Raw genomic sequence first — 26931 nt, 5'->3', positions numbered from 1 at the left:
GAATGTCCCTGACTTTAGCCGAATTCTGTAGAATCTGAGTTAATTTAGGCATGCTGGTGCCAGCCTATTCAGGACACGGAAGAATCAGATGAGGGATGAAAGTCAGAGATTTGCTGTGGAGAATCTGAGTCTGCGGCTACTCCGATGGCTGAACCTCCGGTTGGAGGAAGGTGAACGGACAGTCCTGATGTTTGTTTTTAACACAGTCACTGCGATCGGGCTTTCCTGGTTTGAAGCGAGTGTTGCAGATCTGTTCCTGGATCAATCCGGATTTGGTGCCAGTGGTCTTCCCTGGATTTACATTGCCAGTGCCCCGATTAATTCGGGTCTGGGCATTTTATACTCCTGGCTGCCTAAGGTGTTGCCCCTGCGCCAGGTCATTATCCTGATCCCAGCTCTACTCGCATCTCCTCTGGTCTTGTTCTACCTGGGGCTGAGTCTGCCTAATGAGGCGATTTTTGGGAAAGTGACCCTCCTGGGCTTGACCATTGTCTTGATGCGATTGTGGTTGGAAGTCATCAATGTCCTCAACGACTTGAACGCTTCGATCACAGCCAACCAACTGTTCAATATTCGGGAAATTAAACGAACGGCTCCGATCGTCAGCAGTGGCGTTCTGATTGCAGACATTATTGGTGGCTTTTCCCTGCCTGTCCTCAACTCTTTGTTTGGTCTGCCTACCGTGATCTTGCTCTCCTGCCTGTTTATGATCACCGGGGCCAGTATCTTGTTTTACTTGAGCCAGACCCATCGACAGTTTTTTCCCGATGCCCGACGACGGCTCACGGAAGAGGATCAGTTGGATGCTACAGCTCGCAGGGTTCAGGGGCCAATCCGCCGTTACGTTGTCCTGTTGATGGTTTTTTTCAGCCTGGCGCAGGTGCTCTACTTACTCCTTGATTTTCAGTTTTTGAGTCAACTGGAATTATGGAATCAAGATAAGGGAAAATTGGCAGCCCAAATTGGAATTGCTGGCTTTATTGGTCTCTTTAATGGGGTTCTGGGGGTTTTCGAAATTACCATGCAGTGGTTTCTCTCCAGTCGCATTATTGAACGTCTGGGAGTTTTTTCTGCAGTTATGTTGCTCCCAGCGATGGTGATTCCTTTAGGGTTTGTGTCCCTGGTCGGGCTCCTCCCCTTTTTCGTCAGCATTGTGGTGCTTAAGTTTTGGGATGAACTCCTCCGTTTCACGCTGTTTACCAGTAGTGGCCCCATTCTGTTTCAGCCCCTGCCGGATAATGTGCGAGCCAGAATCCAGTCCGGGTCTCGTAGTCTCGCAGAAGCGATCGCAACGGGAGTAACTGGTTGTGCCATGCTGGCCCTACTGGCCATTTATCAAGGGGCAGGGATGGGGCCGCAGATTCGTGGGACGATCGTGGTCTGTCTGATTGTCATCATTGCGGGTATCTGGGTGGCTAATATCTGGCTCCTGCGATCGCGCTATGTTGGCCTTCTGGTGTTAGGGGCAGAGCGAGGGCAGCTCAGCCTTTCGGATGTGGATCTGCGTCAGCTGAAGCGGGCTGTGATCGAGGCTCTGAATCGTCGGGGAACAGAAGCTGATAAGCGTTCCTGCATTGAGCTGCTCAGTCATATCGATCCACAAAATGTGGGAGAGGTGCTGGCTCCCCTGCTACCCAACCTGCCCCCCTCTCTCCAACGGCAGAGTCTGGAAGAAATGATGGGTTATCCCAACCCCGCTTATCTGGGTCAGGTGAAAAATTTGATCACCAGGCCTTTGCAACCCGAGGTGCTGGCTGTGGCCTTGAGATATATCTGGTTAACAGAGCCGGATCCAGACATCCGCCAGTTACGTCCCTACTTGAGTCCGGAAGTTGATCCTGTGGTGCGTGGTACCGCTGCTTCCCTGGTTCTGCGTCGAGGGACATCCAGCCAGAAAGCCGAAGCCACCAATACGCTGAGAAAAATGCTGACCCATAAGCGGGAACGGGAACGGGTTATGGGCTGTCGAGCTTTAGGGGAAGCGGACTACATGCAGGCTTTGCGCCTGTACATTCCCGATCTGCTCCAGGACGAGTCGCTGCGGGTTCGCTGCGCCCTCCTGGAGGCGATCGCAGCGACGCATCTGGAGGAGTATTACCCCTCTCTACTCAAGGGCTTACATTACAAGTCCACCCGTGAAGCAGCCATGCGGGCTTTAATTCGTCTGGAAAATGAAGCAATTCCCATGCTGGTCTCATTAGCTGAGGATATTCATAAGCCTGATCTGGTTAGAATGCATGCCTGGAATGCCATTGGCCAAATTGGAACCCTGGAGGCACAAAACCTGTTGGTGGGTCATCTCATGACCTCCTGGGGGAAAACCAGGCACCATATCCTGGAGGTTTTGCTGAGTCGGGAAATCATGACCAATGAGATGGGGATTAACGCGGTCATGGATCGCATTGGCCGATCGGGGGTAGAGACTCTGATCGATCAGGAACTGCTGTTTATGGGGCAAATTTATGCTGCTCTGGCAGATCTGACCCCCGAACGGATCGATGGTTCTGAAGCCGAATTGCTCAGACGAGCCCTGCGCGATGTCATTACCGATACCGTGACCAGGCTATTCCTGCTCATGAAATTGTTATATCCCCTGACTGCCATTCAGGCGGCTGCTTTTAACTTGCAGTCTAACTCCCTGACTGACATTGCACGGGGGCTGGAAATCCTGGATAACACATTAGATATCCCCAGTAAACGGATTTTGCTCAGTGTGTTAGATCGGCGGGCTGATCTGGAGAAACTTCAAAGCCTATCGGAATTGATTGTGAATCAGCCGTTGTCCTCCAGCGATCGCCTGCGATATCTGCTAGAGTTACGCTACTTCCTATCAGATTGGTCTTTGGCTTGTTGCTTCCATCTGGCGCGACAGGCTCGCTGGAGTCTGACACCTGAACAGACCCTCAGTTGTCTACGCCATCCAACCGGTTTTGTGCGTGAAGCCGTGCTATCCTACCTGAGGATTGGCTCACCCCGAGCCTTGCGGGAATTGTTGCCCATGTTAAAGAATGATCCAGATGTTCTGGTCGCAGCTCAGGTGAATCAGATGATTGAGGAACTGGAAGCCAGTTCAGCTCAGTAGCTTTTTGATGGGATGGCTGTCTTAAGATGGAAAGGTTTGTTTGGGGCAGCTAGTGAGTTAAGGATCTGGTGGTTATCTTGCAGGAAGTTGCTGACATTCCTAGGGTTAGCGGTACGAAGCAGGATAGATTTTAGACAGAGTGGATTGTGCTCCAGCTCCATTGATCAACCTCTGTTTCCCTGGAGGGTGATGAGGTCCATGACCCAAATCCCTCATTTATTCCAGTCGTAGATTCCATGCTGACCAGTGTAGACCGCCTGTTATTTGTTCGAGGTGTTCCGATGTTTAAAGAACTTCGGGATGATTTTCTTGTCAGGTTGGCCTCTATCATGGATGAGATTTCTTTCCCAGCCAAACATACGATCTTTACCCAGGGGCAGGAGGGTAAGTCTCTCTACATTGTCGTGTCGGGCCAGGTTCTGGTTCATATTGGTTCTCAGGAGTTGGCTCAACTGGAACAGGGAACCTGCTTTGGTGAAATGTCTCTCTTTGATGCAGAACCTCGCTCTGCCTCTGTTACAACCCTTGCGCCCTGTGAATGTCTGGTGCTGACTCAGCAGCAACTTTATGATGCGATCGAAGAGACCCCTGGCATCGCGATTAATATCATTCGGTTGTTGACTCGTCGGATTCGGGAACTTAACCAAAAAATTAACGCGCAGGAGGCTGCAAATCAAAGAATGGCAACCTACCCACGCGATTATCAAAGAGGATAGCCAGAAGCTGGAGCAATGCCCAATAGCTTGCGAGCCAGCTTTCCAGGAGATTAACCCTTGTCTCCCTCTCTGCTGGCTGTTTGAATATAGAGAATGATCAGAAAAACAGCGGGGACCAGGACAAAGAGGATGCTGGCAACAAAACCGAGATTGTTAACTTCCATGAATTAAGCTCCCTAAAAATTATAGAAAGGTCAGTACCTGCGAACTGCAAAAGATAGACAGGCGGTTACGAAGGACAGACGCAACTCCAAACCCTACCTAAACTTTTATCACACTGCGTTACACGTCAGGGTAGAACTCCTGCGAATCTGAATCCCCTGAGGTGGGAGTTAACTGGCCTGGGGTTTTGTCGTAACACTAATCGGGCCATTAACCAGGGTTTGACAGGCAAGTCGGTAAGTGTCAGGTTTTTTCTTTAACTTCCGGTTCTCGACATCCGTTCGGGGGGAAAGGTTTTCCATCCCTTCCACAATCTCAACAATGCAGGTTCCACATTGGCCGTACCCCCCACAGTTCATCATTTTCCCTGTGAAGGTATAGAGGTCAATCTTATTTTCAATTGCTTTGATTCTCAGGTTTGCTCCGTCGGCGGCAATGATCTCACGATTTTCTTTGACGAATTTGATGTTACCCATCTTTTATAGCGATTCCCTAGCAGGTGAGGTACAAAGGGGTACAGGGGGGGACTCCCCCTACACTCGCCTCATTCAAATGGAATTTGCTGCACTGTATCGCTCTACTCAAGTTTCTCCATCCAGGTACTGTTGAGTTCGTAAGCGAACTGAGGCGGCGTGGGAAGGTAGCCCCTCCGCCTGAGCCAGTAGCTGCACAGCATCAGAAACTTTTTGTAAGGCTACCGGAGAATATTGAATCAGACTTGAGTACTTTAAGAAAGTCTCTACTCCCAGGGCTGATGCATAGCGGGCTGCCCCTGAGGTCGGCAGGGTATGATTGGGTCCTGCCAGATAGTCTCCGACCGCTTCAGGGGTGGATGAGCCCATGAAAATAGCGCCAGCATGCCGGACCTGTTCCAGTAAAGCCCAGGGATCGCCCACTTCCAGTTCCAAATGCTCAGGCGCAAATTCATTCGAGAGATCGGCGGCTGTCTTCAAGGAATCGACAACAACAATCAGGCCATAGTGGGCGATCGCTTTCTCAGTCAGTAGTCGTCGAGGATGATCAACCAGTTGCTGTTCAACTTCTGCCAGAACTTTCAAGGCTAAACCGGAGTCAGTTGTCAACAGGATAGAAGCAGCCATCTGGTCATGTTCTGCTTGGGCCAGCATATCAGCCGCAACATGCACAGGATTGGCTGTTTCGTCAGCAATAATCAAAACCTCCGAAGGCCCTGCCAGTGAATCGATGCCAACTGTGCCGTAAACCAGCTTTTTGGCCAGCGTTACATAAACATTTCCAGGTCCGGTAATGACATCTACCTTGGGGACGGTTTCTGTGCCGTAAGCCAGCGCTGCGACTGCTTGAGCCCCCCCAATGCGATAGATCTCCTGAATGCCAGCTTCTTGAGCCGCAACCAAGACTGCGGGTGAAACCGTTTTGTCTGGACCCGGTGGGGTCACCATAACAATATGGGGAACCGCTGCGACTTTAGCCGGGATCGCATTCATCAGCACCGTACTGGGATAGGCAGCCTGCCCACCAGGAACATAAATACCAGCCCGATCGACAGGGGTATAGCGCTTGCCCAGCACTACGTCATCATCCCCAAACTGCACCCAACTTTTAGGGATGCGTTGGCGATGAAAATCCTCAATTTGCTTTCGAGCCAGCCGAATTGCGTTAATCAGCTCATTAGAAACCTGGCGATAGGCAGCATCCAGCTCCGTCCCACTGATACGGAGTTCATCAGCTCGCAAGGTCTGGCGATCAAACTCTAATGTGTAGTCAAGCAGGGCTTTGTCGCCCTGGCGTTTGACCGTTTGCAGTACTTCTCTAACCGTTGCCTCTTTGTGCACAATCTGATCGTCATGCATGCGATCGCAAATCCGCCGCAATTCAGTTCGTGCTTCAGATGGCTGAGTAATAATTCGCAGCATGGAGCAGGAATACCTTCCCTAGAAGTCACCTGTAGGAAACAGGTCTGTCAATATCTTAGCGATTTTGTATCGAGGGCTAAAGGTGATTTTGCAACCGGACCCCAAGTGATTTTTGACTCTAGGTTAACCTGGATTCCACGGGAAGTGGGATTTTATGGGAAAATGAATGATTGTAGTTGATATCTGCTATGCTAGATACCTATTCGTTAAAGAGTTTCTCCAGGACTGGTCGTGGCAAATATCAAGTCTGCTATTAAGCGTGTTCAAATTGCAGAGCGAAACCGATTGCAGAATAAGTCTTACAAGTCAGCTATTAGAACTCTGATGAAGAAATTTTTTGCTGCTGTCGAGGCTTATTCCAGTAATCCTGCACCTGAGCAGGAGCAGCTAGTAAGGTCAAGTATGTCTGAAGCTTACAGCAAGATTGACAAAGCGGTTAAATGTGGTGTTCTCCATCGGAATAATGGAGCTCGTAAGAAATCTCGCCTTGCCAGGGTTTTGGGCAGGCATAGCCAGACTACGGCCACTGCTTCTGTGGCTTCCTGAGAAAGTCTGTTCCCTGTTTCAAGTCTATTGGCTGTTTTAGTCTGTTATGGCTGTTCCAAATTAATGGCTGTTCCAAATTAATGGCTGTTCCAAATTAATGGCTGTTCCAAATTAATGGCTGTTCCAAATTATCTCCTGCTGAACTGAGAGCATCGGGCAGACGCAACTCATGCAGTTGATAGACACACATGTTCACATTAATTTTGATGCATTTCAGCCTGATCTGGAGGCTGTAGCTCGTCGTTGGCGTGAAGCAGGCGTTGTTCGTCTGGTCCATTCTTGCGTCGAGCCATCAGAGTTTGAGGTGATCCGTGCCTTGGTCGATCGATTTCCAGAACTGTTTTTCGCTGTGGGGTTGCATCCCTTAGATGTTGGTCAATGGACCTCTGGCTCTCAGGAACAGATTATCAATCTGGCAAACTCTGACCGCCGGGTGGTTGCCATTGGTGAAACGGGTCTGGACTTTTACAAGGCAGATAACCGGGAGCAGCAGGAGATTGCTTTTACGAAACAGTTGCTGATTGCCCATGCCCTCAGCCTGCCTGTGATTATTCACTGCCGGGATGCCGCTGTTGCTATGGTTAAAATTCTGCAGGAATTTTGTCTTGCCCATGACCTTGACGCATTGAAAGGAGTCATGCATTGCTGGGGTGGAACGCCAGAGGAGACTTATCAGTTTTTGAATCTGGGGTTTCATATCAGTTTTAGTGGTACGGTCACCTTCAAAAATGCAGCCCAAATCCAGGAATCGGCACGGGTTGTGCCTAACAATCGCTTATTAATTGAAACAGATTGCCCTTTTCTGACACCAGTACCCAAGCGAGGCGAACGTCGTAATGAGCCAGCTTATGTGAAGTATATCGCAGAACAGTTGGCTAGTTTGCGCGGCGTTTCAGTTGAGGAACTGGCAGCCCAAACGACCCAGAATGCCTGCCATTTGTTTGGATTGTCCTTGGCTGCGGGGGATGAGTCTCTGGTGAGCCTTCCCCTGAAGACTCTGGTTGGTTTGAACGCCTCAGGGCGAACCTCTATCATGGAATTTCCGCATGATAACTTTTCATACGATGAGAATGACGTGAATTCAGCAGACATGAATTCGTAAGGTATCAGGCTGAATGGAATTTGTTGACAAACCCTTTTTCATTCAGTACAATACTCTGTCCCGCTCCGTCCGTCCAAGTGCGACCCCTTCGAGAAGACGCAATGACTAATCTGACTTACACCACTGCCTCTGCTGATGCGCCCGTTTTTACCCTGCCCGATCTCGTTGAAATCCAGCGGGCCAGCTTTCGCTGGTTTCTGGAAGAGGGTTTGATTGAAGAACTGGATAGCTTTTCCCCAATTACGGATTACACAGGTAAGCTGGAGCTGCATTTTCTGGGTAAAGACTATAAGCTGAAACGACCCAAATATGATGTGGATGAGTCGAAGCGGCGAGATGGAACCTATGCAGTGCAGATGTATGTTCCAACTCGGTTAATCAATAAGGAAACTGGAGAAATCAAAGAGCAGGAAGTCTTTATTGGGGATCTCCCGCTGATGACCGATCGGGGCACGTTCATTATTAACGGAGCAGAACGGGTTATTGTCAACCAGATTGTCCGCAGTCCCGGTGTTTATTACAAATCTGAGACGGACAAGAACGGTCGTCGCACCTACAATGCCAGTCTGATTCCCAACCGGGGAGCCTGGTTAAAGTTTGAAACAGATAAGAATGACCTGGTTTGGGTCCGGATTGATAAAACTCGCAAATTGTCTGCTCAAGTTCTCCTGAAAGCTTTAGGGTTGACGGATGGTGAGATTTTTGACGCGCTGCGCCACCCGGATTATTTCCAGAAAACGATCGACAAAGAAGGTCAGTTCAGCGAAGAAGAAGCGCTCATGGAACTGTACCGAAAACTGCGGCCTGGTGAACCACCCACCATTTCTGGGGGGCAACAATTACTGGAATCCCGGTTCTTTGATCCCAAGCGCTACGATTTGGGTCGGGTGGGCCGGTACAAGTTGAACAAGAAACTGCGCCTGAATGTGGCCGATACAGTCAGGGTGCTGACGGCTCAAGATATTCTGGCTGCGATCGATTACCTGATCAACCTGGAGTATGACCTGGGGACGGTGGATGATATCGACCACCTGGGTAATCGTCGGGTTCGTTCTGTCGGAGAGCTGCTACAAAACCAGGTCAGAGTTGGCTTTAACCGCTTGGAGCGGATTATCCGGGAACGGATGACCGTTTCTGATGCAGATTCTCTCACACCTGCTTCCCTGGTTAACCCCAAGCCTCTGGTTGCGGCCATCAAAGAATTCTTTGGGTCCAGTCAGTTGTCTCAGTTCATGGATCAGACTAACCCTCTGGCTGAATTGACCCACAAACGACGGCTCAGTGCTCTGGGTCCCGGTGGTTTAACTCGGGAACGGGCAGGTTTTGCGGTTCGAGATATTCACCCTAGTCACTACGGGCGCATCTGCCCGATCGAAACACCGGAAGGCCCCAACGCAGGCCTGATTGGTTCTCTGGCCACCCATGCCCGGGTCAATGCCTATGGGTTCATTGAAACACCCTTTTACCCGGTAGAGAATGGCCGCGTCCTGAAGGATCGCCCACCCTCTTATATGACGGCGGATGAAGAAGATGATTTGCGGGTTGCGCCGGGAGATGTATCCACGGATGAGAATGGATACATTTTGGGTGAGTCTGTGCCGGTGCGCTATCGGCAGGATTTCACCACCACCACCCCAGATCAGGTGGACTATGTGGCCGTTTCCCCCGTTCAAATCATTTCGGTGGCCGCATCTCTGATTCCATTTCTGGAGCATGATGACGCGAACCGAGCCCTCATGGGTTCCAACATGCAACGGCAGGCAGTGCCCCTGTTGCGGCCAGAGCGCCCGCTCGTAGGAACTGGCTTGGAGGCGCAGGCCGCCCGTGACTCTGGGATGGTGATTGTCAGCCGCACGGATGGGGAAGTCACCTATGTTGCTGCAGATAAGCTGCGGGTCCGGGATCCGAATGGTCGGGAAATTGAGTATCCCTTGCAAAAGTATCAGCGATCGAACCAGGACACTTGCCTCAATCAACGGCCGATCGTCTTCGTCGGGGATAAGGTGGTTGCTGGTCAGGTGCTGGCTGATGGATCGGCAACAGAGGGAGGTGAGCTGGCTCTGGGCCAGAATATCCTGGCAGCCTATATGCCCTGGGAAGGCTATAACTATGAGGATGCCATCCTGATCAGTGAGCGGTTGGTGGCAGATGACATCTATACCTCCATTCACGTTGAGAAGTATGAGATTGAAGCCAGACAAACCAAACTGGGGCCGGAGGAAATTACCCGTGAAATTCCCAACGTGGGTGAGGATGCTCTGCGGCAACTGGATGAAAACGGAATCATTCGTATTGGAGCCTGGGTGGAAGCTGGGGATATCCTGGTGGGTAAGGTAACCCCCAAAGGTGAGTCGGATCAGCCACCGGAAGAGAAGCTGTTGCGGGCCATTTTTGGTGAGAAGGCCAGAGATGTACGAGATAACTCCCTCAGAGTTCCGAATGGTGAGAAGGGCCGGGTTGTGGATGTGCGAGTCTTCACCCGCGAACAGGGAGATGAACTGCCGCCCGGTGCCAACATGGTGGTCCGGGTTTATGTGGCTCAAAAGCGCAAGATTCAGGTAGGGGACAAGATGGCCGGTCGTCATGGCAACAAAGGGATTATTTCTCGGATTCTGCCTGTAGAAGATATGCCTTACCTGCCGGATGGAACGTCTGTGGATATTGTCCTCAATCCTCTGGGGGTGCCGAGTCGGATGAATGTGGGCCAGGTCTTTGAGTGCTTGTTGGCCTGGGCGGGGGAAAATCTGGACCTGCGGTTTAAGGTGGTGCCCTTTGATGAGATGCATGGTTCAGAAAAATCCCGCGAGACCGTGCATGGTAAGTTGCAGCAATCTCGTGATCAGAACGTTGCGGCCAGTGGTGGGGAAAGAGGTCACTGGTTATATAACCCGGAGAATCCGGGCAAAATTCAAGTCTATGACGGGCGTACGGGTGAGCCCTTCGATCGTCCGGTGACCGTGGGTAAAGCCTATATGTTAAAGCTGGTTCACCTGGTGGACGACAAGATTCACGCCCGTTCTACAGGCCCCTACTCACTGGTGACGCAGCAGCCTCTGGGAGGTAAGGCTCAACAGGGAGGTCAGCGCTTTGGAGAGATGGAGGTATGGGCTCTGGAAGCCTTCGGTGCGGCCTATACGTTGCAAGAGTTGTTGACGGTCAAGTCGGATGACATGCAGGGACGGAATGAAGCGTTGAATGCCATTGTGAAGGGCAAGGCCATTCCTCGACCGGGAACGCCGGAATCCTTCAAAGTGTTAATGCGGGAACTGCAATCCCTCTGTCTGGATGTGGCTGTGCATAAGGTGGAAACGAAAGAAGACGGAACGAGCCGCGACGTTGAAGTGGATTTGATGGCGGATGTCGGTAGTCGTCGGGCTCCCTCGCGACCCACGTATGAGTCGATCTCCCGCGAAGAGTTCATCGAAGACGAAGACTAAGGCAAAGCTGAGGGGCTGCAGACAAGACGCTGTTCTGCTAGCCCCTGCAACTGAAGAATTTATTCTCACCCGTTAATTAGAGGAATATTGCACGATGCCGAAGCTAGAACAGCGGTTTGACTACGTCAAGATTGGTCTGGCATCTCCCGATCGCATCCGTCAGTGGGGAGAACGGACGCTACCTAATAGCCAGGTCGTTGGTGAGGTTACCAAGCCGGAGACAATCAACTATCGGACGTTGAAGCCGGAGATGGATGGCCTCTTTTGTGAGCGAATCTTTGGTCCGGCTAAGGACTGGGAATGTCACTGTGGTAAGTACAAGCGGGTCCGCCATCGGGGCATTGTCTGCGAGCGCTGTGGGGTTGAGGTGACGGAATCGCGCGTCCGTCGCCATCGCATGGGCTATATCAAGCTGGCTGCTCCGGTGGCGCATGTCTGGTATCTGAAAGGAATTCCCAGTTACATGGCCATTCTGCTCGATATGCCGCTGCGAGATGTGGAGCAGATTGTCTATTTCAATGCTTATGTGGTTCTCAGTTCTGGCAATGCTGAGAATCTCTCTTACAAACAACTGCTGACAGAAGACCAGTGGATTGAGATTGAAGATCAGATTTACAGTGAAGATTCACAATTAACTGGTGTGGAAGTCGGAATTGGGGCTGAAGCTCTGCAACGGCTCCTGCAGGATATTAACCTGGAGTCAGAAGCTGAACAGTTGCGGGAAGAGATCGGTCGTTCCAAAGGCCAGAAGCGGGCCAAGCTGATTAAGCGCCTGCGGGTGATTGATAACTTTATTGCCACAGGTTCAAAACCGGAGTGGATGGTGCTCTCCTACATTCCAGTGATTCCGCCAGACTTGCGTCCCATGGTGCAACTGGATGGAGGTCGCTTTGCTACCTCTGACCTGAACGATCTCTATCGCAGAGTGATTAACCGTAACAATCGATTGGCTCGATTGCAGGAAATTCTGGCTCCGGAGATTATCGTCCGCAACGAAAAGCGGATGTTGCAGGAGGCCGTGGATGCCCTGATCGACAATGGTAGGCGCGGGCGCACGGTGGTGGGTGCTAATAATCGTCCTTTAAAGTCCCTCTCTGACATTATTGAAGGGAAACAGGGACGGTTCCGGCAAAACCTGCTGGGTAAGCGGGTGGATTACTCCGGTCGTTCCGTGATTGTGGTCGGTCCTAAATTGAAGATTCATCAATGTGGGCTGCCGCGAGAAATGGCGATCGAACTATTCCAGCCTTTTGTGATTCATCGTCTAATTCGGCAGGGATTGGTCAACAATATCAAAGCTGCCAAAAAACTGATTCAGCGGGGAGATTCCAGTGTCTGGGATGTGCTGGAGGAAGTGATTGATGGTCACCCGGTCATGCTGAACCGGGCACCTACCCTGCACCGTCTGGGCATTCAGGCTTTTGAGCCCATTCTGGTGGATGGTCGGGCGATTCAACTTCATCCTCTGGTTTGCCCTGCCTTCAACGCAGACTTTGATGGAGACCAGATGGCGGTTCATGTGCCCCTCTCCCTAGAATCTCAGGTCGAAGCTCGGCTATTGATGTTGGCCTCCAACAATATCCTTTCTCCAGCCACAGGGCGTCCCATCATTACCCCTAGCCAGGATATGGTGTTGGGCTGTTATTACCTGACCGCTGAAAATCCTCATCAGCAGAAGGGGGCTGGTCGCTATTTCTACAGTTTAGAGGATGCCATCATTGCCTACGAGCAGAAAGAAGTGGATCTCCATGCTTATATCTGGGTTCGTTTTGATGGCCAGGTTGAAGGAGATGAGCCGGAGAAGGAGCCAGAAGTCCAATCTGCTGAGAATGGTTTCATTGTCAAGCTGTATAGCGGGGCTAAGACGGGTAATCCCCTGCGGCGGACTCGGCAAGATGACGAAGGAAATCTCATCTCTCAGTATGTGCGGACTACCCCAGGCCGGATTATTTACAACAAGACCATCCACGACGCATTAGTCAGCTAAATCAGTTTTGAGTCATGGGAGCTGGGATTTTTTGGCGACCTTATGGCTCAAAACGCATCACTCAAAACGTCCTAATTTGAGGGGCAAAGGGTTAACATGGCAGAGCAAAACGCAAGTCAGAAGTCGGAAGTTCAGAAGATTTTTCGGAACCGGATTGTTGATAAAGGACAGTTAAAAAAGTTAATTGCCTGGGCTTTTACGAATCATGGGACTGCCCGCACCGCCCAAATGGCAGACCTGTTGAAAGATTTGGGATTCCGGTTTGCGACTCGGGCGGGGGTCTCTATCAGTGTGGAGGATTTGCAGGTTCCCCCCAGTAAGCGAAGATTGCTGGAAGCAGCCGAGGAGCAGATTCGTTTGACCGAAAGCCGTTATACCCGTGGCGAAATCACTGAGGTAGAGCGATTCCAGAAGGTTATTGATACCTGGAATGGGACCAGCGAAGAGCTGAAAGATGAAGTTGTCCGGAACTTCCGGAAGAATAATCCCCTGAACTCAGTTTACATGATGGCCTTCTCAGGGGCACGGGGAAACATTTCCCAGGTGCGCCAGCTTGTCGGGATGCGGGGTTTGATGGCTGACCCTCAAGGGGAAATTATTGACCTGCCGATTAAAACGAACTTTCGAGAAGGGCTAACGGTTACTGAATATATCATCTCGTCTTATGGAGCTCGAAAGGGCCTGGTAGATACTGCACTGCGCACGGCAGACTCTGGGTATCTGACCCGTCGTCTGGTGGATGTGTCTCAGGATGTGATTATTCGGGAGGCAGATTGTGGCACCCCACGCGGAATTCCCCTGCGCAGCATGACGGATGGTGATCGGGTTCTTATCCCGCTGAAAGATCGTCTGTTTGGCCGAGTCGTCGCTGAAGATGTGCTGCACCCTGAAACAGGAGAGGTTATTGCTCCCCGCAATCAGGATATTTCCGATGAACTCTGTCAGGCCATTGCAGCCGCTAAGGTTGAGATGGTGGTGGTGCGTTCTCCCCTGACTTGCGAAGCGACTCGCTCAGTTTGTCAGCGTTGCTATGGCTGGAGTCTGGCCCATGCCCATCTAGTGGATATGGGAGAAGCCGTGGGGATTATTGCGGCTCAGTCGATCGGTGAGCCGGGAACTCAGCTCACCATGCGGACCTTCCACACGGGCGGGGTCTTTACGGGTGAGATGGCTCGTCTGGTGCGGGCTCCATTTGATGGGGTGGTTCGCTATCCGAAAAACATTCGGACCCGCGCTCTGCGGACGCGCCATGGAGAGGATGCGTTGCTGGTGGAAGTGAACGCCGATCTGATTGTGGAAGGAGGCGGGAACAAAGAGAAAGTGTCCCTTAACCAGGGAACAACTCTGTTTGTACTGAAGGATGGGGAACAGGTTAAGAAAGACCAGATCCTGGCAGAAGTTCCCCTGGCCAGCCGGACCCGCAAAACTACAGAAAAAGCAACCAAAGACGTGGCTTCTGACCTGGCGGGAGAGGTCAGGTTTGCAGATATTATTCCGGAAGAAAAGAAGGACCGTCAGGGCAATACCACCCGCATTGCCCAAAGAGGGGGTCTGCTCTGGATTCTCTCTGGGGAGGTTTATAATCTGCCCCCTGGAGCAGAGCCGATTGTCAAGAATGGGGATCATATCCAGTCCAATAGTGTTCTGGCTGAAACCAAATTGGTGACAGAGCATGGGGGGATAGTCCGTCTGCCCCAGGAAGGTGAGGGCAAAGGAGGCCGTGAAGTAGAAATTATTACGGCTTCGGTGCTGCTGGATCAGGCCCGGGTGAGAGTTGAAAGCCAACAAGGGCGAGATCAGTATCTGGTTGAAACCAATTTCAATCAGCGCTTCTTGCTAAAGGCTACTCCCGGAACCAAAGTGACGAATGGTCAGGTTGTAGCTGAACTTATTGATGATAGTTACCATACCCAAACTGGAGGTATCATCAAATACTCTGGGATTGATGTGGCCAAAAAGGGGAAGGCCAAGCAGGGGTATGAGGTGGTCCAGGGAGGCACGATCCTGTGGATTCCAGAGGAAGCCCATGAAGTGAATAAGGATATCTCCCTTTTGCTGGTGGAAGATGGTCAGTACGTCGAAGCCGGGACTGAAGTGGTTAAAGATATCTTCTGTCAGAGCAGCGGTGTGGTTGAGGTTCTGCAAAAGAATGATATTTTGCGGGAAATCATGGTTAAGCCTGGTGAACTGCACATGGTGGATAACCCGAATGATGTGGTGAACCGGGAAAGTTCTCTGGTCAGCCCGGGTCAGGAAATTATTCCAGGCCTAGTGGCTGAAGAACTGCGATATGTGGAATATGTGGAAACTCCTGAAGGACCGGCCCTGTTATTGAGGCCTGTGACGGAATTCACGGTACCTGATGAACCCTCAGTTCCCAGTCAGGAATCAACGAATGAATCGGGTCGATCGATTCGGTTACGGGCGATTCAGCGGCTGCCCTACAAGGATGGTGAGCGCGTCAAGTCTGTGGAAGGGCTGGAATTGCTCAGGACTCAACTGGTGCTGGAAATCGATAAGGATGCCCCTCAACTGGCTGCTGATATTGAGCTGATTCCCGATGAGACTGATCCAGAAGTGATGCGTCTGCAACTGGTTATTCTGGAGTCCCTGGTTATTCGTCGCGATGTTGCGGCTGATCAAACCCAGGGAAGTACTCACACGCGGCTGCTGGTTCGTGATGGGGAGCAGATTGCTCCAGGTGCGGTGGTGGCCCGGACTGAGATTCAATCTAAGGAAGCCGGAGAAGTTCGGGGAATTAAGGAAGGTTCGGAGGCCATCCGACGGGTTCTGATTGTCCGTGATTCTGACCAGATTGCGATCGATGCCCAGGGTAAAACTCCATCGGTCCAAGTGGGGGATCTGCTGGTAGCTACTAAAGATGAGGTTGCCTCGGGTGTGATGGCTTCGGATTCAGGCCAGGTCATCCGGATTGAGGGGTCTCAAGTTTTTCTCAGGGTTGCTCGTCCTTATCGGGTGTCTCCTGGTGCTGTGTTGCATATTGATGATGGTGATCTGGTGCAACGGGGTGATAATCTGGTGCTGCTTGTGTTTGAACGTACCAAGACGGGAGATATCATCCAGGGTCTACCCCGGATTGAAGAACTGTTGGAAGCCCGGAAACCTAAAGAAGCCTGTGTTCTGGCGGAGCGGCCTGGTATCGCTCAGGTTCACTTTGGTGAAGACGATACGGTGGAGATTAAAATCATCGAAGCGGATGGGGTGGTTACAGACTATCCGATCGGTCCTGGTCAGAATGTGATTGTTTCCGATGGCCAGGAAGTGGGAGGGGCAGAACCGATCACGGACGGTCCCTCTAATCCCCATGAGATTCTGGAAATTTTCTTCCGGATTAATCGGGAGCAGTTGGGGGGGCATGATGCGGCTCTGGTGAGTTTGCAAAAGGTGCAAACCTTCCTGGTGAATGAAGTCCAGTCTGTATACCAGTCTCAGGGAATTGACATCTCCGACAAACACATTGAAGTGATTGTGCGGCAGATGACATCTAAAGCCAGGGTAGATGACGGGGGAGATACCACCATGTTGCCGGGAGAACTGGTAGAGCTTTACCAGATTCAGCAGGTGAATGAAGCTATGGCGATTACCGGTGGTGCTCCGGCTGAGTACACTCCGGTGCTGTTGGGGATTACGAAGGCTTCCCTGAATACGGATAGTTTCATCTCTGCTGCCAGTTTCCAGGAAACGACTCGGGTCCTGACTGAGGCTGCGATAGAAGGAAAGTCTGACTGGCTCCGGGGTCTGAAGGAAAACGTCATTATCGGACGCCTGATTCCTGCAGGAACTGGGTTCAATGCCTATGAGGAAGTCGGCAGTCCTGACATTGACCTCTCCTATGATCCCAGCACTATCTTTGATGATGATGTGGATCTGAAGGATGTGGTTCTGGACGATCGGACGGCCCGAGCCTATGGCCTGGAAACCGGATTTGAAGACCGTCCTACCTTCAGCTTTGAGCGTTTTGGCGAAGCCGAGAAACCAGGGATTCTGGATGACGATGAGTTGATTGGGGGAGACTATCCGACCAACGACCTGGATGATGACTACGACAGTGATGATGGCAACGATGATGGTGATGATGACGAATAGTCTGACTTAAAGGGTTTTAGCGGTGGGAGAGCGGCTCTGCCCATCCCACCGCTAAAGTCTTTCAGTTGCTTTTTTTGCTAATTTTATGAGATAATTAAGAGCCGTTCGGACGCATAGCTCAGTTGGTTAGAGCACCACGTTGACATCGTGGGGGTCACTGGTTCGAGTCCAGTTGTGTCCATTGAGTTTCATGCCTCCAGGAGAGGCTTCTATGACGCTGTTGGGTACTGATAGGATTTAAGCACTCAGGAGTATCAATAGACACTACCTTCAGGCTTGCCTCGTTGTCCAGGCACCCCGAATTCAGTTGCGGCTTCCCAGGCTATCTCCTGTACAGGAATAGCACCTCAAATATGAGAAAATCAGAATATATTACGGTTTGTGGAACGGAGGATTGCTGCATGGTCAAGGTTGGCGATCGGGTTAGAGTCAGTAAGTCAGTTGTGATCTATCATCACCCGGAGCATCGCAATCAAGCCTTCGATTTGCAGGGCCAGGAAGGTGAAGTGATTGATTTTGCAAATCAGTGGCAGGACCGTCCCATCAGTGCCAATCTGCCCATTGTGGTGAAATTTACGAACAAATTTAAAGTTCATCTGCAAGAGGCAGAGTTAGAAGTTTTAAGTGAAACCTGAGGGTTCTAGAGGGGAAAATTCTCTTCAAAGTTTTGACGGGTTAAGGGCTGTTCTAATTCCAGTCCCTCTCCCCCCAATGTGGTCAAGGGTTTGCCCTCGATTGAAATCCAGACTTTGGCGGTTGGTTTGATACTGGTGGCAGTATAGAGCACCTGAGCCAGCCTTCCCTTCATAGAGGCACTGCCTCCGCCAGAGGTAAATTCTTTGGACAGATCAATCCGGATATTGTCACCTTCCATGGTCAGATTGCGAAGGGTGGTTCCGGGAGGGATGCTGGTAACATTGTCAGGATTTTGTGGACCGGCCAGCAGGCGATCGAAGGCTGCTTTCAGGTCATCTGTAGTTTTGCTGGATGCTGACAGGTTAACCTGAGTGGGCACCAGTTTCGTCACATCCCCCGCGATGCTAAGCCAGTAAACCTGAGCCGGTTTCTCAGGGGTACTTTGGGGGGATGGGGCGGTTTGGGTACTGGGAGAGACGGCTATTGTGGGGACTGAAGGTGTTTCGACTCGATTAGGGTTGGACCAAGGATAAACAGCCAGAAAAGTACCAGCAGCAGCCAAAACAATGCCCCCTGCCCCCAGGATGAGGGCTGTAGGGCGGCGAGGGAATTTACGATCGTTCACTTTAAAACTCTCCTTGAGAAAGGGTAGGGTAGGCCAGGGGAGAGGGCAGTTGGGGCTGGAAACCCGCTGTCAACAGGGGGCTACTAGTCTCTATACGCATAAAGATAGCAATTTCCACCTGTTGTTCCGGCGTCATGGCTAATTTCAGAACCCTAATGGTGATCCCTAACTTCTCCAGGTTTTGCAAGTCTAACTGGTCATTAATCCCTTTGGTAAAGTTGGCCAGTAGATCTGGGGGGGCAGGCTCCCCTCCAATCAGGATGACCGGTTCCACAAGTTTTAACCGACGAGCTGTCAGGGCCTGAAGTCCAAATTCCACCATTAACGGTAAGCGATCGGGACGTTTTTGCTCCTGCAAGTCTACCTGCAGCCGCAGACGATTGTTTTCCAGAACAGTCAGCCTGGGATTGAGCAGGTCATAGCGTTGAATCTGCTGGGCCTGGGGCACATTGGGCAGATTGATCACAATGTTCCGGAACTGACTGGCAATTTCTGAACTCTGCAAGGCCCGGTTCAGGTCTGCTTGGGCCAGGACCAACCGTATACCCGCCTGGAACGGGCGATTTAACTTGGGCTTACCCTGTCCCAACGCAAGATCAACTGGATCGGTTTCGACATCCAGAACTGCAATCCGCAGATCTTGAAGTGGAAAGGCACCCCGCAGCGCCAGAAAAACTCGATCGGCCTTCCCCTGCACGATCTGATAGCTGGGAGCGTTATCTACCCTAATCCCTACTTGCTCCACAGATTGGAATTGGGAACGAATGGCACCTTCTGCGACACCCTCGACCAGCAACCCCAGGGGAGAAAGCAGACCAACCAGCCCGGATAGAAGGATTGTCAGAATTTCCATCAGAAGATCTCCCGCAATCGCTGTAATGAGGCCAGAATCTCCTGGGCTTCCTGGGGTTGTAGCCGATCGAAGCGCTGCTTCAAATAGGCAATGTGATTGGGAAAGACCTCTTCAAATACCCGCTCTCCCTCTGGCGTTAGGACGATGACAAAACAGCGCCGGTCCTCAGGGGGCACTTCGCGGCGAACCAGGCCCTTTTTTTCCAGGCGATCGACAATGCCCGTCAGGGTTCCTTTCGTGACCAATGTTTTTTCAGCTAGGACATTCATGGTCATGCCGGGTGTATTTCCCAGGGTAGCAATGACATCAAATTGGGGCAAGGTTAGACCCAGTTTGCGAATATTTTCCTCATCGTAGGTAATGAAGGCCTGGTAGGTTCGCGCTAACTCCCACAGAACTTGCAGGCAAGGCTCCTTCGCTGCTGCCCTGGCTGCTGCCATCTGGTCTGACGGATTTGTCCTTTCTAGCTTTGGTTCAGCTTTGGCTGCGGTCATAGACGTTCTGATTTGTCGTATCTATAGAATAGTCCTAACACAAACTTTTGACCAAGAGTCGGATATGATTCCAGAACTTGACAGGGACATGTGGTTACTGCAATCTCAGGCGGAAGCCCTCATGGCCCCAGCCTCCTAAAAATCCCATTCTTCAAACAGTTCGGATACCGCCATCGAAAACCCCGGCACTACCCCTTCTCCATCGAGGCAATCTGGAGAGCGCAAAAACCGATCGGGTTCGGGAGAGTGGTACACCAACACATACTTCTCGTCGGGATGGATAACCCAAACTAAACGAGAGTCATTCTCGAAATATTCCACAATCTTGTCGTGGATTTCTTCGATCGTGTTGCTGGGGGAAAGGATTTCAACGGCCAGATCCGGGGAACCTTGAAAAAAACCACGAGGAGGACGTTTCAGCCCTTTGAGTTGGTCTTTAGAGACAAAGGACACATCGGGCGATCGCTTATTGCCATTTTTCAACGTAAACGCCGTACTGGAATCACAGACAGTGCCCAGCTTGTGCTGCCTAACATAAATTGCTAAAAGACCACCCAGCAGTGAGCCGATGCCACCATGCTCCATGCCTGAATTGCCTATATCCAGAACCTCACCATCGACCAACTCATAGCGATGCCCGTCCTTAGGCAGGGCCATAAATTTCTCATCGGTCCAAACCTTCTTTTCAGTAGAGAGGGTCATCGCTCCAGCCTCCTGAGGTTGTCTCAAATGACTGCTTCTAGTTTGGCACTTTTTCCAAACTGTTCGAGTCGAGACAACTGCGACAAGAAAAAACCCGCCTGTGCGGGTTTCCACATCTTCAAGTCATAGTGCCTTTACGCGAAGCTTCCAGGGCAGGTTATCAGAGATACTGCTCGATCGTCTGGCGATACTGGCTCTTTTGCTTCACCCCTTTTAGTTCACCAACCAGGTCCTTGTTCTTGAAGAACTGGACTGTCGGAGTCCCAACCACACCAGCAGATTCAGCAATTTCTGGGTCCTGTTCGAGGTCAATCTCAATGAAGTGGATCTTGCCGTCAAATTCATCAACCACCTTACTCAGGATAGGCTTCAGGGTATGGCAAGGACCGCAGGTAGGAGAGGCGTACTTCACGACAATCAGGCGATCGCTGTCATGATAGAGCTTCCGTAGGGCGTACCCACCCTGATGACGGGTAGCCATGGCATCAAATTCAGCCGTCTGCTCAGCCTCGGTTTTCTTCGGAGCCGGTTCAGCTACTGGATTTTCTGAAGCTTCCGTCTGGTGAAACTCCTGAATCAACTCATGGGCTGAGAGCCAGCGTTCTGCCAGGAGAGCCGCCATACAACCGGATCCAGCAGCAGTAATGGCTTGGCGATACTCATGGTCCTGGACATCTCCAGCAGCGAACACGCCATCAATATTGGTGGCAGCAGAATCTGCCTGGGTGATAATATAGCCCGCTTCATCCAGGTCTAACTGACCTTTAAAGAGGGCAGTGTTGGGGGTATGCCCGATCGCATAGAACAGACCTTTGACGGGCAATTCTTGAACTTCGCCGGTCTGCCTGTTCTCGACCTTCAGGCCCGTCATCCATTTATCATCCCCCACGACATCAATAGCCTGGGTATTCCAGTGGACAGTGATTTTAGGATTTCGCAAGACCCGATCCTGCATGGCTTTGCTGGCCCGCATTTTCTCACTCCGAACCAATAGATGCACCTGGGATCCATACTTGGTCAGATAAATGGCCTCTTCGGTGGCGGAGTCGCCACCGCCAATTACGGCCAATTCACTGTTGCGGAAGACGGAGGTGGCACCATCGCAGATGGCGCAGGCAGAAATGCCCCGGCTCCAGTACTGGCCTTCACCGGGTAAGCCCAAGCGTCGGGCAGTGGCCCCCGTCGCAATCACCACAGTATGGGCTCGAACTTCCCGTTCCTCAGAGCGAATGATGAAGGGGCGTTGGGTGAAATCTACAAAGGTGACATCTTCGGTATACAGTTCAGCTCCCCAACGGACTGCCTGAGCCCGCATCAGATCCATCAGTTCTGGCCCCATGATGCCCTGGGGGAAGCCAGGAAAATTCTCGACTTCCGTAGTGGTCATCAATTGTCCCCCAGGCAGACCTCCTGCCTGGAAGCCTTCAAAGACAAAAGGCTTCAGGTTTGCGCGGGCAGCATAGATAGCAGCGGTGTATCCAGCAGGGCCGGAGCCAATAATTACCAGGTTTTCAATTGCCGGATTCGCCATGGCAAGAAATGAACTCATAACGACTACGTTTAGGCTTATTATACCTTGTTTACGGGTTTGCGTTGTTTCTTAAAGAGGAGCAGCCCGATCGCGCCCCATCCGAAACTGCCCAGAGTGGCTTCGGGAACCGATTGCTTCAGGGCGGATTGGGGCAGGACTGTCAGGTTGAGAATATTGGTTTTACCGATATCCACCACAAACAGGACATCGTTAAAATCCCGATCAGAGCCTTCGTTTTTGCCACCAAATAGCCCTTTGGGGCCATAGAGGTCTTCAAACCCCAGAATCAGATAGTCCTTGTAAACGTAGCTCACCATGTGCTCCAGTTGATCTGGATTCAGGGTTGCACTGCTACCGTAAACATTGGCACCCCCGTTGTAGCCATTGGTTCTGATCCAGAAGTTCAGTTTTGTGCCGCCTTGCATGACCCCCAGATCGACGTAATCCCCAATAGTCAAAGGACCCTCTGGGTTGGGCTTAAGGCTATCGTAAGCCGACACATTGTTGAAGATCAGTTTAGCTTGATAGCTGGATGAGGTGGTGCCATCGTAGGCCAACTGGTTCTTGTAGCTTGCACCTTCGTTCAGGAAGTAGACTCGAACGGCACTATCCACTGTCAGAGTCAGCTTTGTCGGGTCTACGGCATAGGTTTCTGGATTATTGAGAACCTGATTTTCCAGTTGAACAAATTTCTGAAATTCTGGCATGAGAGCCTGGAATCCAGTTTGGTCTGTGGTTTTGCTTTTTACTTGCAGGGATGAGGGACTGGTCCATTGTCCCCAGGAGAAGCTGGCTGCTTGAGCAGGGGAAACCGAGAGGGTAGTACCGGAAAGCAGGGAGGCGATCGCCAGGGTATGGGTGAAGAATGTTTTCATTACTGCATCTGAATTTCTGTATATTCACGGTAAACCTCTAATGCATGAGGTCAGGTATACAGTGGATGGCAGCAAAGACAATTTTGTATGTGTTCAGGTTTGACTTGACTCAGGGCTGAGGTTAGAGGGGGGAACCTGAGATGGGAAGTCCAAGCAAGCATGGGCTTTCAGGGAGGGATTGCAGAGCTCCGGGAAGCGCAGATGGGAATAGGATGCCACTGTGGATCGATGGAAAAATGCTCAAGTAGAGCCCATGCTTGATAGCAAGGCCATGAACTTCTCTCAGGAGAGCAATGCAACAAATAATGGTCAGCAATGAATAGGAGCAGAGGGCGAGGGCGGGTCTGGTAAAACGCAAACCCCTGACAATGGGGTTGGTAGAACCCGCCCTGAATCTCATAAACCCAATTGGTTGCCGCGCTTGTACTGAAGATACGCAGCCACAAACAAACCGGCCAGAGTAATTGGAATCAACCCCAGAACGATTCCTGAAAGCAGAGGCTCAACCACGATTATTTCCTCACTAAAGTTTTGTTACCTTACTTTTCATCATCTTACTGCAAGGGCTGTGGCAGTTTAAGCCTTTAATCCAGTCCCTTCCCATCTAGCACACTGAAAAAATAGGAAAAAATATTAACACTTCTCAACAATTGGCGTTTGATTTTGTAGAGTAGTGTTATTGATTATCACTTCAGTTAAACATTCCTGTTTTTTCGGGCAGATCTTTTGGATAACCAGCTTGTCAAACCAGAAATTCTTATGCAGCAGGTCGGCTTGATCGTCCTGGCGATTATCCTTGTGATTTTCTTGGCAATCTTAGGTATTCACCAATGGCAAGTCTCTGATCCGTATATTCGTGCTGTTTTGACCCTTTCTGGTGACCCGATTCAAGGGCATGCGATTTTCCAGATGAATTGTTCAGGTTGCCATGGATTGATGGCGGATGGGCGAGTTGGGCCTAGCCTGAAAAACATATCAGATCGGAAGTCTGATATTGGCCTGATCCAACAGGTGATCAGTGGCAAAACGCCTCCTATGCCGCAGTTTCAACCCAGTCATCAGGAAATGGCAGATCTTTTAAGCTATCTCAAGAGTTTGTAAGTTATGGGTCATTTCCCATGGCTCATTGGTGACGATCGGGTCGATTCCTCTGTCAGCACTGAACCGTACCCGCTAAATCAATGACTCATTGACCAATGAGTCATGACCAATGGCTTTTCCAAAAATCCCCCAAATGATTTCCTTTTTATTTCTTTTGCCTCTTGCCAACTGATCCACACAGTCAGACACTGGATGTGGGAGTACAGTGGCAGTTAAGAGGTTTTTTGTGAAAAGAGTACTTGCAGTTATCCTTGGAGGCGGAGCAGGAACACGCCTTTACCCACTGACTAAGTTGCGCGCTAAGCCCGCTGTTCCCCTGGCTGGGAAATATCGCCTGATCGATATTCCAGTGAGTAACTGCGTCAATTCTGAAATTCTCAAGATTTACGTCCTGACCCAGTTTAATTCAGCTTCGCTGAACCGTCATATTGCTCGGGCATATACCTTTGCCGGGTTCACGGATGGTTTTGTCGAAGTACTGGCGGCTCAGCAAACACCGGAAAATCCAAACTGGTTCCAGGGGACGGCAGATGCAGTGCGGCAGTACCTGTGGCTATTGGAAGAGTGGGATGTGGATGAGTACCTGATCCTGTCTGGGGACCATCTCTATCGGATGGATTATGCGGATTTTGTCCAGCGTCATCGGGAAACCAATGCGGACATCACCCTCTCAGTGGTGCCGATGGATGAACGACGGGCGTCCGATTTTGGTCTGATGAAGATCGATGATTCTGGTCGAGTCATTGACTTCAGTGAAAAACCCAAAGGGGAGGCACTGGCCAAGATGCAGGTTGATACCACCATTTTGGGTCTGCCATCGGCAGAGGCTAAACGGTATCCCTACATTGCCTCTATGGGCATTTATGTCTTTAAGAAAGAAGTTCTCACCAGACTCTTGAAGGAAGCTCCCGATCGGACTGATTTCGGCAAGGAAATTATTCCTGAATCCTCGAAAGACTACAATGTTCAAGCTTATCTGTTTAACGGATATTGGGAAGATATCGGGACGATCGAGTCTTTCTTTGAAGCTAACCTGGCTCTGACCCACCAGCCGCAGCCGCCGTTCAGCTTCTATGATGAAAAAGCCCCCATTTATACCCGGTCCCGTTATTTGCCCCCGAGCAAGTTCCTCGACTGCTCCATACGAGAGTCGATGATTGGTGAGGGTTGTATTCTAAAAAGCTGCACGATCAACCATTCTGTTTTGGGTGTTCGGACGCGAGTGGAAGCGGGTTGCCTGATTGAAGATGTTCTGATCATGGGGGCGGATTATTACCAGCCCTTTGCAGAACGGAAGTCCAACGATGAAAACAGTGCGATTCCTGTAGGAATTGGTGCCAACACCACCGTGCGGCGGGCCATCATTGATAAGAATGCGCGCATTGGTTGTGATGTGCAGATTATCAACAAGGATCGGGTGGAGGAAGCCGATCGGGAAAGCCTGGGCTTTTACATCCGCAGCGGCATTGTCGTGGTGTTGAAAAATGCCGTCATCCCCGATAAAACCATCATTTAGGGTGGGATAGTAATAACCTAATGCCCGTAGAGAGGCGATTAATCGCCTCTCTACGGGCATTAAGTTATTATTTCACAATACAAACACCGCCCAAGGATACGGTGCACTGTTCGGCTTTACGGGCAACTTCCAGATCGCCCGTCTTGTTGTTGTAAACATATTCGCCAGCCTGGACCAATCGGTTTGGCTGAGCACAGTAGACATAGCCCTGAGTGGCCTGACTGGGATCGGGAAAAGCGACCACGACCAGGGAGGTGCGTTGGGTGGGACAGGCATCCAGAGTGGTTAGCCCATAGTCCCGCTGCAGTAACACCCGTCGTTCATCGGATTGAGTCGTGGTAGGTGTGGTGGGTGTTGAACCTGTGGTTACAGGCTGCAATCGATCGGCGGTCAGATCGTAGCTATACTCACCGGCGGACACATAACGGTTTGGGGTGGCACAATAGACATACCGCTGGCCATCCTGGGGGTCCAGAACATTGATCTTCACGGTCGTTGTGCCAGCCGGGGGGCACTTCTCCAGCATACTGAGTTGCAGGCGTTGGCCGATCGTGTCCCGGCGAGTATCCACAATTTTCAGACTGCGAGAGGCGTCATCATAGGTGTAGAGGCCCGGATCAATATCGCGGGTGCAGCGCTCTTCGTTCCCAAACTTGACACGAGCCACATTGGGGACACCACAGCCTACAACCCGGAGTTTCAACACGTCAGCCATAATCTGATCGGGTTGAGCGGCAACGGCAGCCTGACCGATGCCTTCTGAATAGAGAATATATCTGCCGCGAGTATTTCCTTTAGCCAGTACCAGCAATTTATAAGCCCCAGCCGTAGGGGCCTTATAGCGCACCATATTGCCCTTATCAACAAAGACAACCTGTTTACCAGTCTGGACCGCAATCAGGACTAGAATGGTCTGTAAGGTGCTCCCATCTTCGGGATCAACCTGGAATTCCAGTTCATCCCCAGCTCTGGCCGTGAAGGTGTACTCTTCGCCCCGTGCTTTTTCAAAGGGACTATTCCGCTTCGATTGATTGCGGAAGGTGAAAATTCGGGAACTGCCTTGAACAAATCCGCTGTATTCCCCATTTGTAATGGCTACGGCTCCTGCCGGTGCAGGAGCGACCAGGGGAGCTACGGCTCCAGACACCATACCTACTGCCACCAGTAACGCGCTTGCTGATGACAAACCAGGGAAACGATCCATGTAATTCTCCTTCAAACGTCTATCTCAGTTTAAAAATTGATGCTGACATGCTGAATTGTCTTCGGTCTGGAATTCACTTCTGGCTCTATCTCAGGATAGAAAGATGGCTATTTCAGGCTTAACGCTAGGGTGTGCCACAGATGTCAACAGGGAAAAGCTGTGCTCAGATAGTTCAGTGAAGCAGGCGATCGACTTGATGCGATCGGACTTAAATTACCAGAAAGATGTTCCTGATGGGTCACCGATGCCTGATGAGAGTCCCTCAGAGGAGCACCATCAATAATTTGCTCAGATCTGAGCAAATTCGTGTCAATGGGACGGGAATCAAAGTTCAAAGTGCCCTGTTAAGCTGTAATTGTA

The 26931-nt window shown here is 51.0% G+C and carries 22 protein-coding genes and 1 tRNA gene; 12 read left to right on the top strand and 11 right to left on the bottom strand.

Annotated features, from left to right (window positions below):
* The first annotated feature begins 88 nt into the window (after positions 1-88).
* The gene (locus BST81_RS20950) at positions 89-3082 is read left to right on the top strand and encodes a HEAT repeat domain-containing protein (protein ID WP_075600464.1); all 2994 of its coding nucleotides are present in this window, start codon (positions 89-91) and stop codon (positions 3080-3082) included.
* A 281-nt stretch (positions 3083-3363) separates the two neighbouring features.
* Positions 3364-3798, top strand: coding sequence for a cyclic nucleotide-binding domain-containing protein (locus BST81_RS20945; protein WP_253188417.1), 435 nt, complete (start codon positions 3364-3366; stop codon positions 3796-3798).
* A gap of 50 nt (positions 3799-3848) precedes the next feature.
* Here BST81_RS20945 and psbM read toward each other — a convergent pair whose 3' ends face one another.
* From psbM to hisD, 3 genes are all read right to left on the bottom strand, one after another.
* Complete coding sequence (psbM, locus tag BST81_RS20940) at positions 3849-3962, bottom strand: photosystem II reaction center protein PsbM (RefSeq protein WP_075600462.1); 114 nt, start codon at positions 3960-3962, stop codon at positions 3849-3851.
* Between the two features lie 168 nt (positions 3963-4130).
* Entirely contained in the window at positions 4131-4436 is a 306-nt protein-coding gene (locus tag BST81_RS20935) for a 2Fe-2S iron-sulfur cluster-binding protein (protein WP_075600461.1), read from the bottom strand.
* Positions 4437-4541: 105 nt separating this feature from the next.
* Entirely contained in the window at positions 4542-5855 is a 1314-nt protein-coding gene (gene hisD, locus BST81_RS20930; RefSeq protein WP_075600460.1) for a histidinol dehydrogenase, read from the bottom strand.
* A 231-nt stretch (positions 5856-6086) separates the two neighbouring features.
* Between hisD and rpsT the strand changes: the two genes are divergently transcribed.
* The 7 genes from rpsT to BST81_RS20895 all read left to right on the top strand — a co-directional run bounded on the left by rpsT (position 6087) and on the right by BST81_RS20895 (position 17669).
* Complete coding sequence (gene rpsT, locus BST81_RS20925; RefSeq protein WP_075600459.1) at positions 6087-6401, top strand: 30S ribosomal protein S20; 315 nt, start codon at positions 6087-6089, stop codon at positions 6399-6401.
* A 169-nt stretch (positions 6402-6570) separates the two neighbouring features.
* Positions 6571-7503, top strand: coding sequence for a TatD family hydrolase (locus tag BST81_RS20920; protein WP_075600458.1), 933 nt, complete (start codon positions 6571-6573; stop codon positions 7501-7503).
* Between the two features lie 101 nt (positions 7504-7604).
* Positions 7605-10940, top strand: a complete 3336-nt coding sequence (gene rpoB / locus BST81_RS20915) for a DNA-directed RNA polymerase subunit beta (RefSeq protein ID WP_075600457.1) — start codon at positions 7605-7607, stop codon at positions 10938-10940.
* 94 nt (positions 10941-11034) lie between these two features.
* Entirely contained in the window at positions 11035-12927 is a 1893-nt protein-coding gene (locus BST81_RS20910; RefSeq protein ID WP_075600456.1) for a DNA-directed RNA polymerase subunit gamma, read from the top strand.
* A 96-nt stretch (positions 12928-13023) separates the two neighbouring features.
* The gene (locus BST81_RS20905) at positions 13024-17034 is read left to right on the top strand and encodes a DNA-directed RNA polymerase subunit beta' (RefSeq protein ID WP_075600455.1); all 4011 of its coding nucleotides are present in this window, start codon (positions 13024-13026) and stop codon (positions 17032-17034) included.
* A 107-nt stretch (positions 17035-17141) separates the two neighbouring features.
* Positions 17142-17215, top strand: a tRNA-Val gene (locus tag BST81_RS20900).
* A 172-nt stretch (positions 17216-17387) separates the two neighbouring features.
* Positions 17388-17669: a ferredoxin-thioredoxin reductase variable chain gene (locus tag BST81_RS20895; protein ID WP_075600454.1), complete on the top strand. Its 282-nt coding sequence runs from the start codon at positions 17388-17390 to the stop codon at positions 17667-17669.
* Positions 17670-17674: 5 nt separating this feature from the next.
* Here the strand turns inward: BST81_RS20895 and BST81_RS20890 are convergent, their stop codons facing one another.
* From BST81_RS20890 to petG, 7 genes are all read right to left on the bottom strand, one after another.
* On the bottom strand, positions 17675-18295 hold the full coding sequence (locus BST81_RS20890; protein WP_075600453.1) for a GerMN domain-containing protein: 621 nt from the start codon (positions 18293-18295) through the stop codon (positions 17675-17677).
* Position 18296: 1 nt separating this feature from the next.
* Positions 18297-19148, bottom strand: a complete 852-nt coding sequence (locus BST81_RS20885) for a DUF2993 domain-containing protein (protein WP_075600452.1) — start codon at positions 19146-19148, stop codon at positions 18297-18299.
* Complete coding sequence (locus BST81_RS20880; RefSeq protein ID WP_253188416.1) at positions 19148-19642, bottom strand: MarR family transcriptional regulator; 495 nt, start codon at positions 19640-19642, stop codon at positions 19148-19150. The genes BST81_RS20885 and BST81_RS20880 overlap by 1 nt, the downstream gene beginning before the upstream one ends.
* 135 nt (positions 19643-19777) lie before the next feature.
* Positions 19778-20344 (bottom strand): Uma2 family endonuclease, encoded by a 567-nt coding sequence (locus BST81_RS20875; protein WP_075600451.1) that lies wholly within the window; start codon positions 20342-20344, stop codon positions 19778-19780.
* Between the two features lie 160 nt (positions 20345-20504).
* Positions 20505-21893 (bottom strand): thioredoxin-disulfide reductase, encoded by a 1389-nt coding sequence (gene trxB, locus BST81_RS20870; RefSeq protein WP_253188415.1) that lies wholly within the window; start codon positions 21891-21893, stop codon positions 20505-20507.
* A 20-nt stretch (positions 21894-21913) separates the two neighbouring features.
* Entirely contained in the window at positions 21914-22750 is an 837-nt protein-coding gene (locus tag BST81_RS20865) for a DUF4114 domain-containing protein (RefSeq protein ID WP_075600449.1), read from the bottom strand.
* 396 nt (positions 22751-23146) lie between these two features.
* Positions 23147-23260 carry a cytochrome b6-f complex subunit V gene (gene petG, locus BST81_RS20860; protein WP_075600448.1) on the bottom strand — a complete coding sequence of 38 codons (114 nt, stop codon included), beginning with the start codon at positions 23258-23260 and terminating at the stop codon, positions 23147-23149.
* A gap of 216 nt (positions 23261-23476) precedes the next feature.
* Between petG and BST81_RS20855 the strand changes: the two genes are divergently transcribed.
* Together BST81_RS20855 and BST81_RS20850 are read left to right on the top strand one after the other, a co-directional pair.
* Entirely contained in the window at positions 23477-23851 is a 375-nt protein-coding gene (locus BST81_RS20855) for a cytochrome c (RefSeq protein WP_075600447.1), read from the top strand.
* A gap of 205 nt (positions 23852-24056) precedes the next feature.
* A complete protein-coding gene (locus tag BST81_RS20850; protein ID WP_363080548.1) occupies positions 24057-25367 on the top strand; it encodes a glucose-1-phosphate adenylyltransferase in 1311 nt (436 codons plus the stop codon).
* A gap of 67 nt (positions 25368-25434) precedes the next feature.
* On the opposite strand, the gene BST81_RS20845 is transcribed toward BST81_RS20850, so the two are convergent.
* Positions 25435-26571: a hypothetical protein gene (locus BST81_RS20845; RefSeq protein WP_143780439.1), complete on the bottom strand. Its 1137-nt coding sequence runs from the start codon at positions 26569-26571 to the stop codon at positions 25435-25437.
* A gap of 103 nt (positions 26572-26674) precedes the next feature.
* Here BST81_RS20845 and BST81_RS27680 point away from each other — a divergent pair, with 103 nt between their 5' ends.
* Positions 26675-26854 (top strand): hypothetical protein, encoded by a 180-nt coding sequence (locus BST81_RS27680; RefSeq protein ID WP_143780438.1) that lies wholly within the window; start codon positions 26675-26677, stop codon positions 26852-26854.
* Positions 26855-26931 lie beyond the last annotated feature (77 nt).

This window comes from Leptolyngbya sp. 'hensonii' (genome assembly GCF_001939115.1).
Classification (GTDB): Bacteria; Cyanobacteriota; Cyanobacteriia.
Note: the sequence above shows the minus strand (reverse complement) of the source record. Positions and strands in the feature narration are given on the sequence as shown.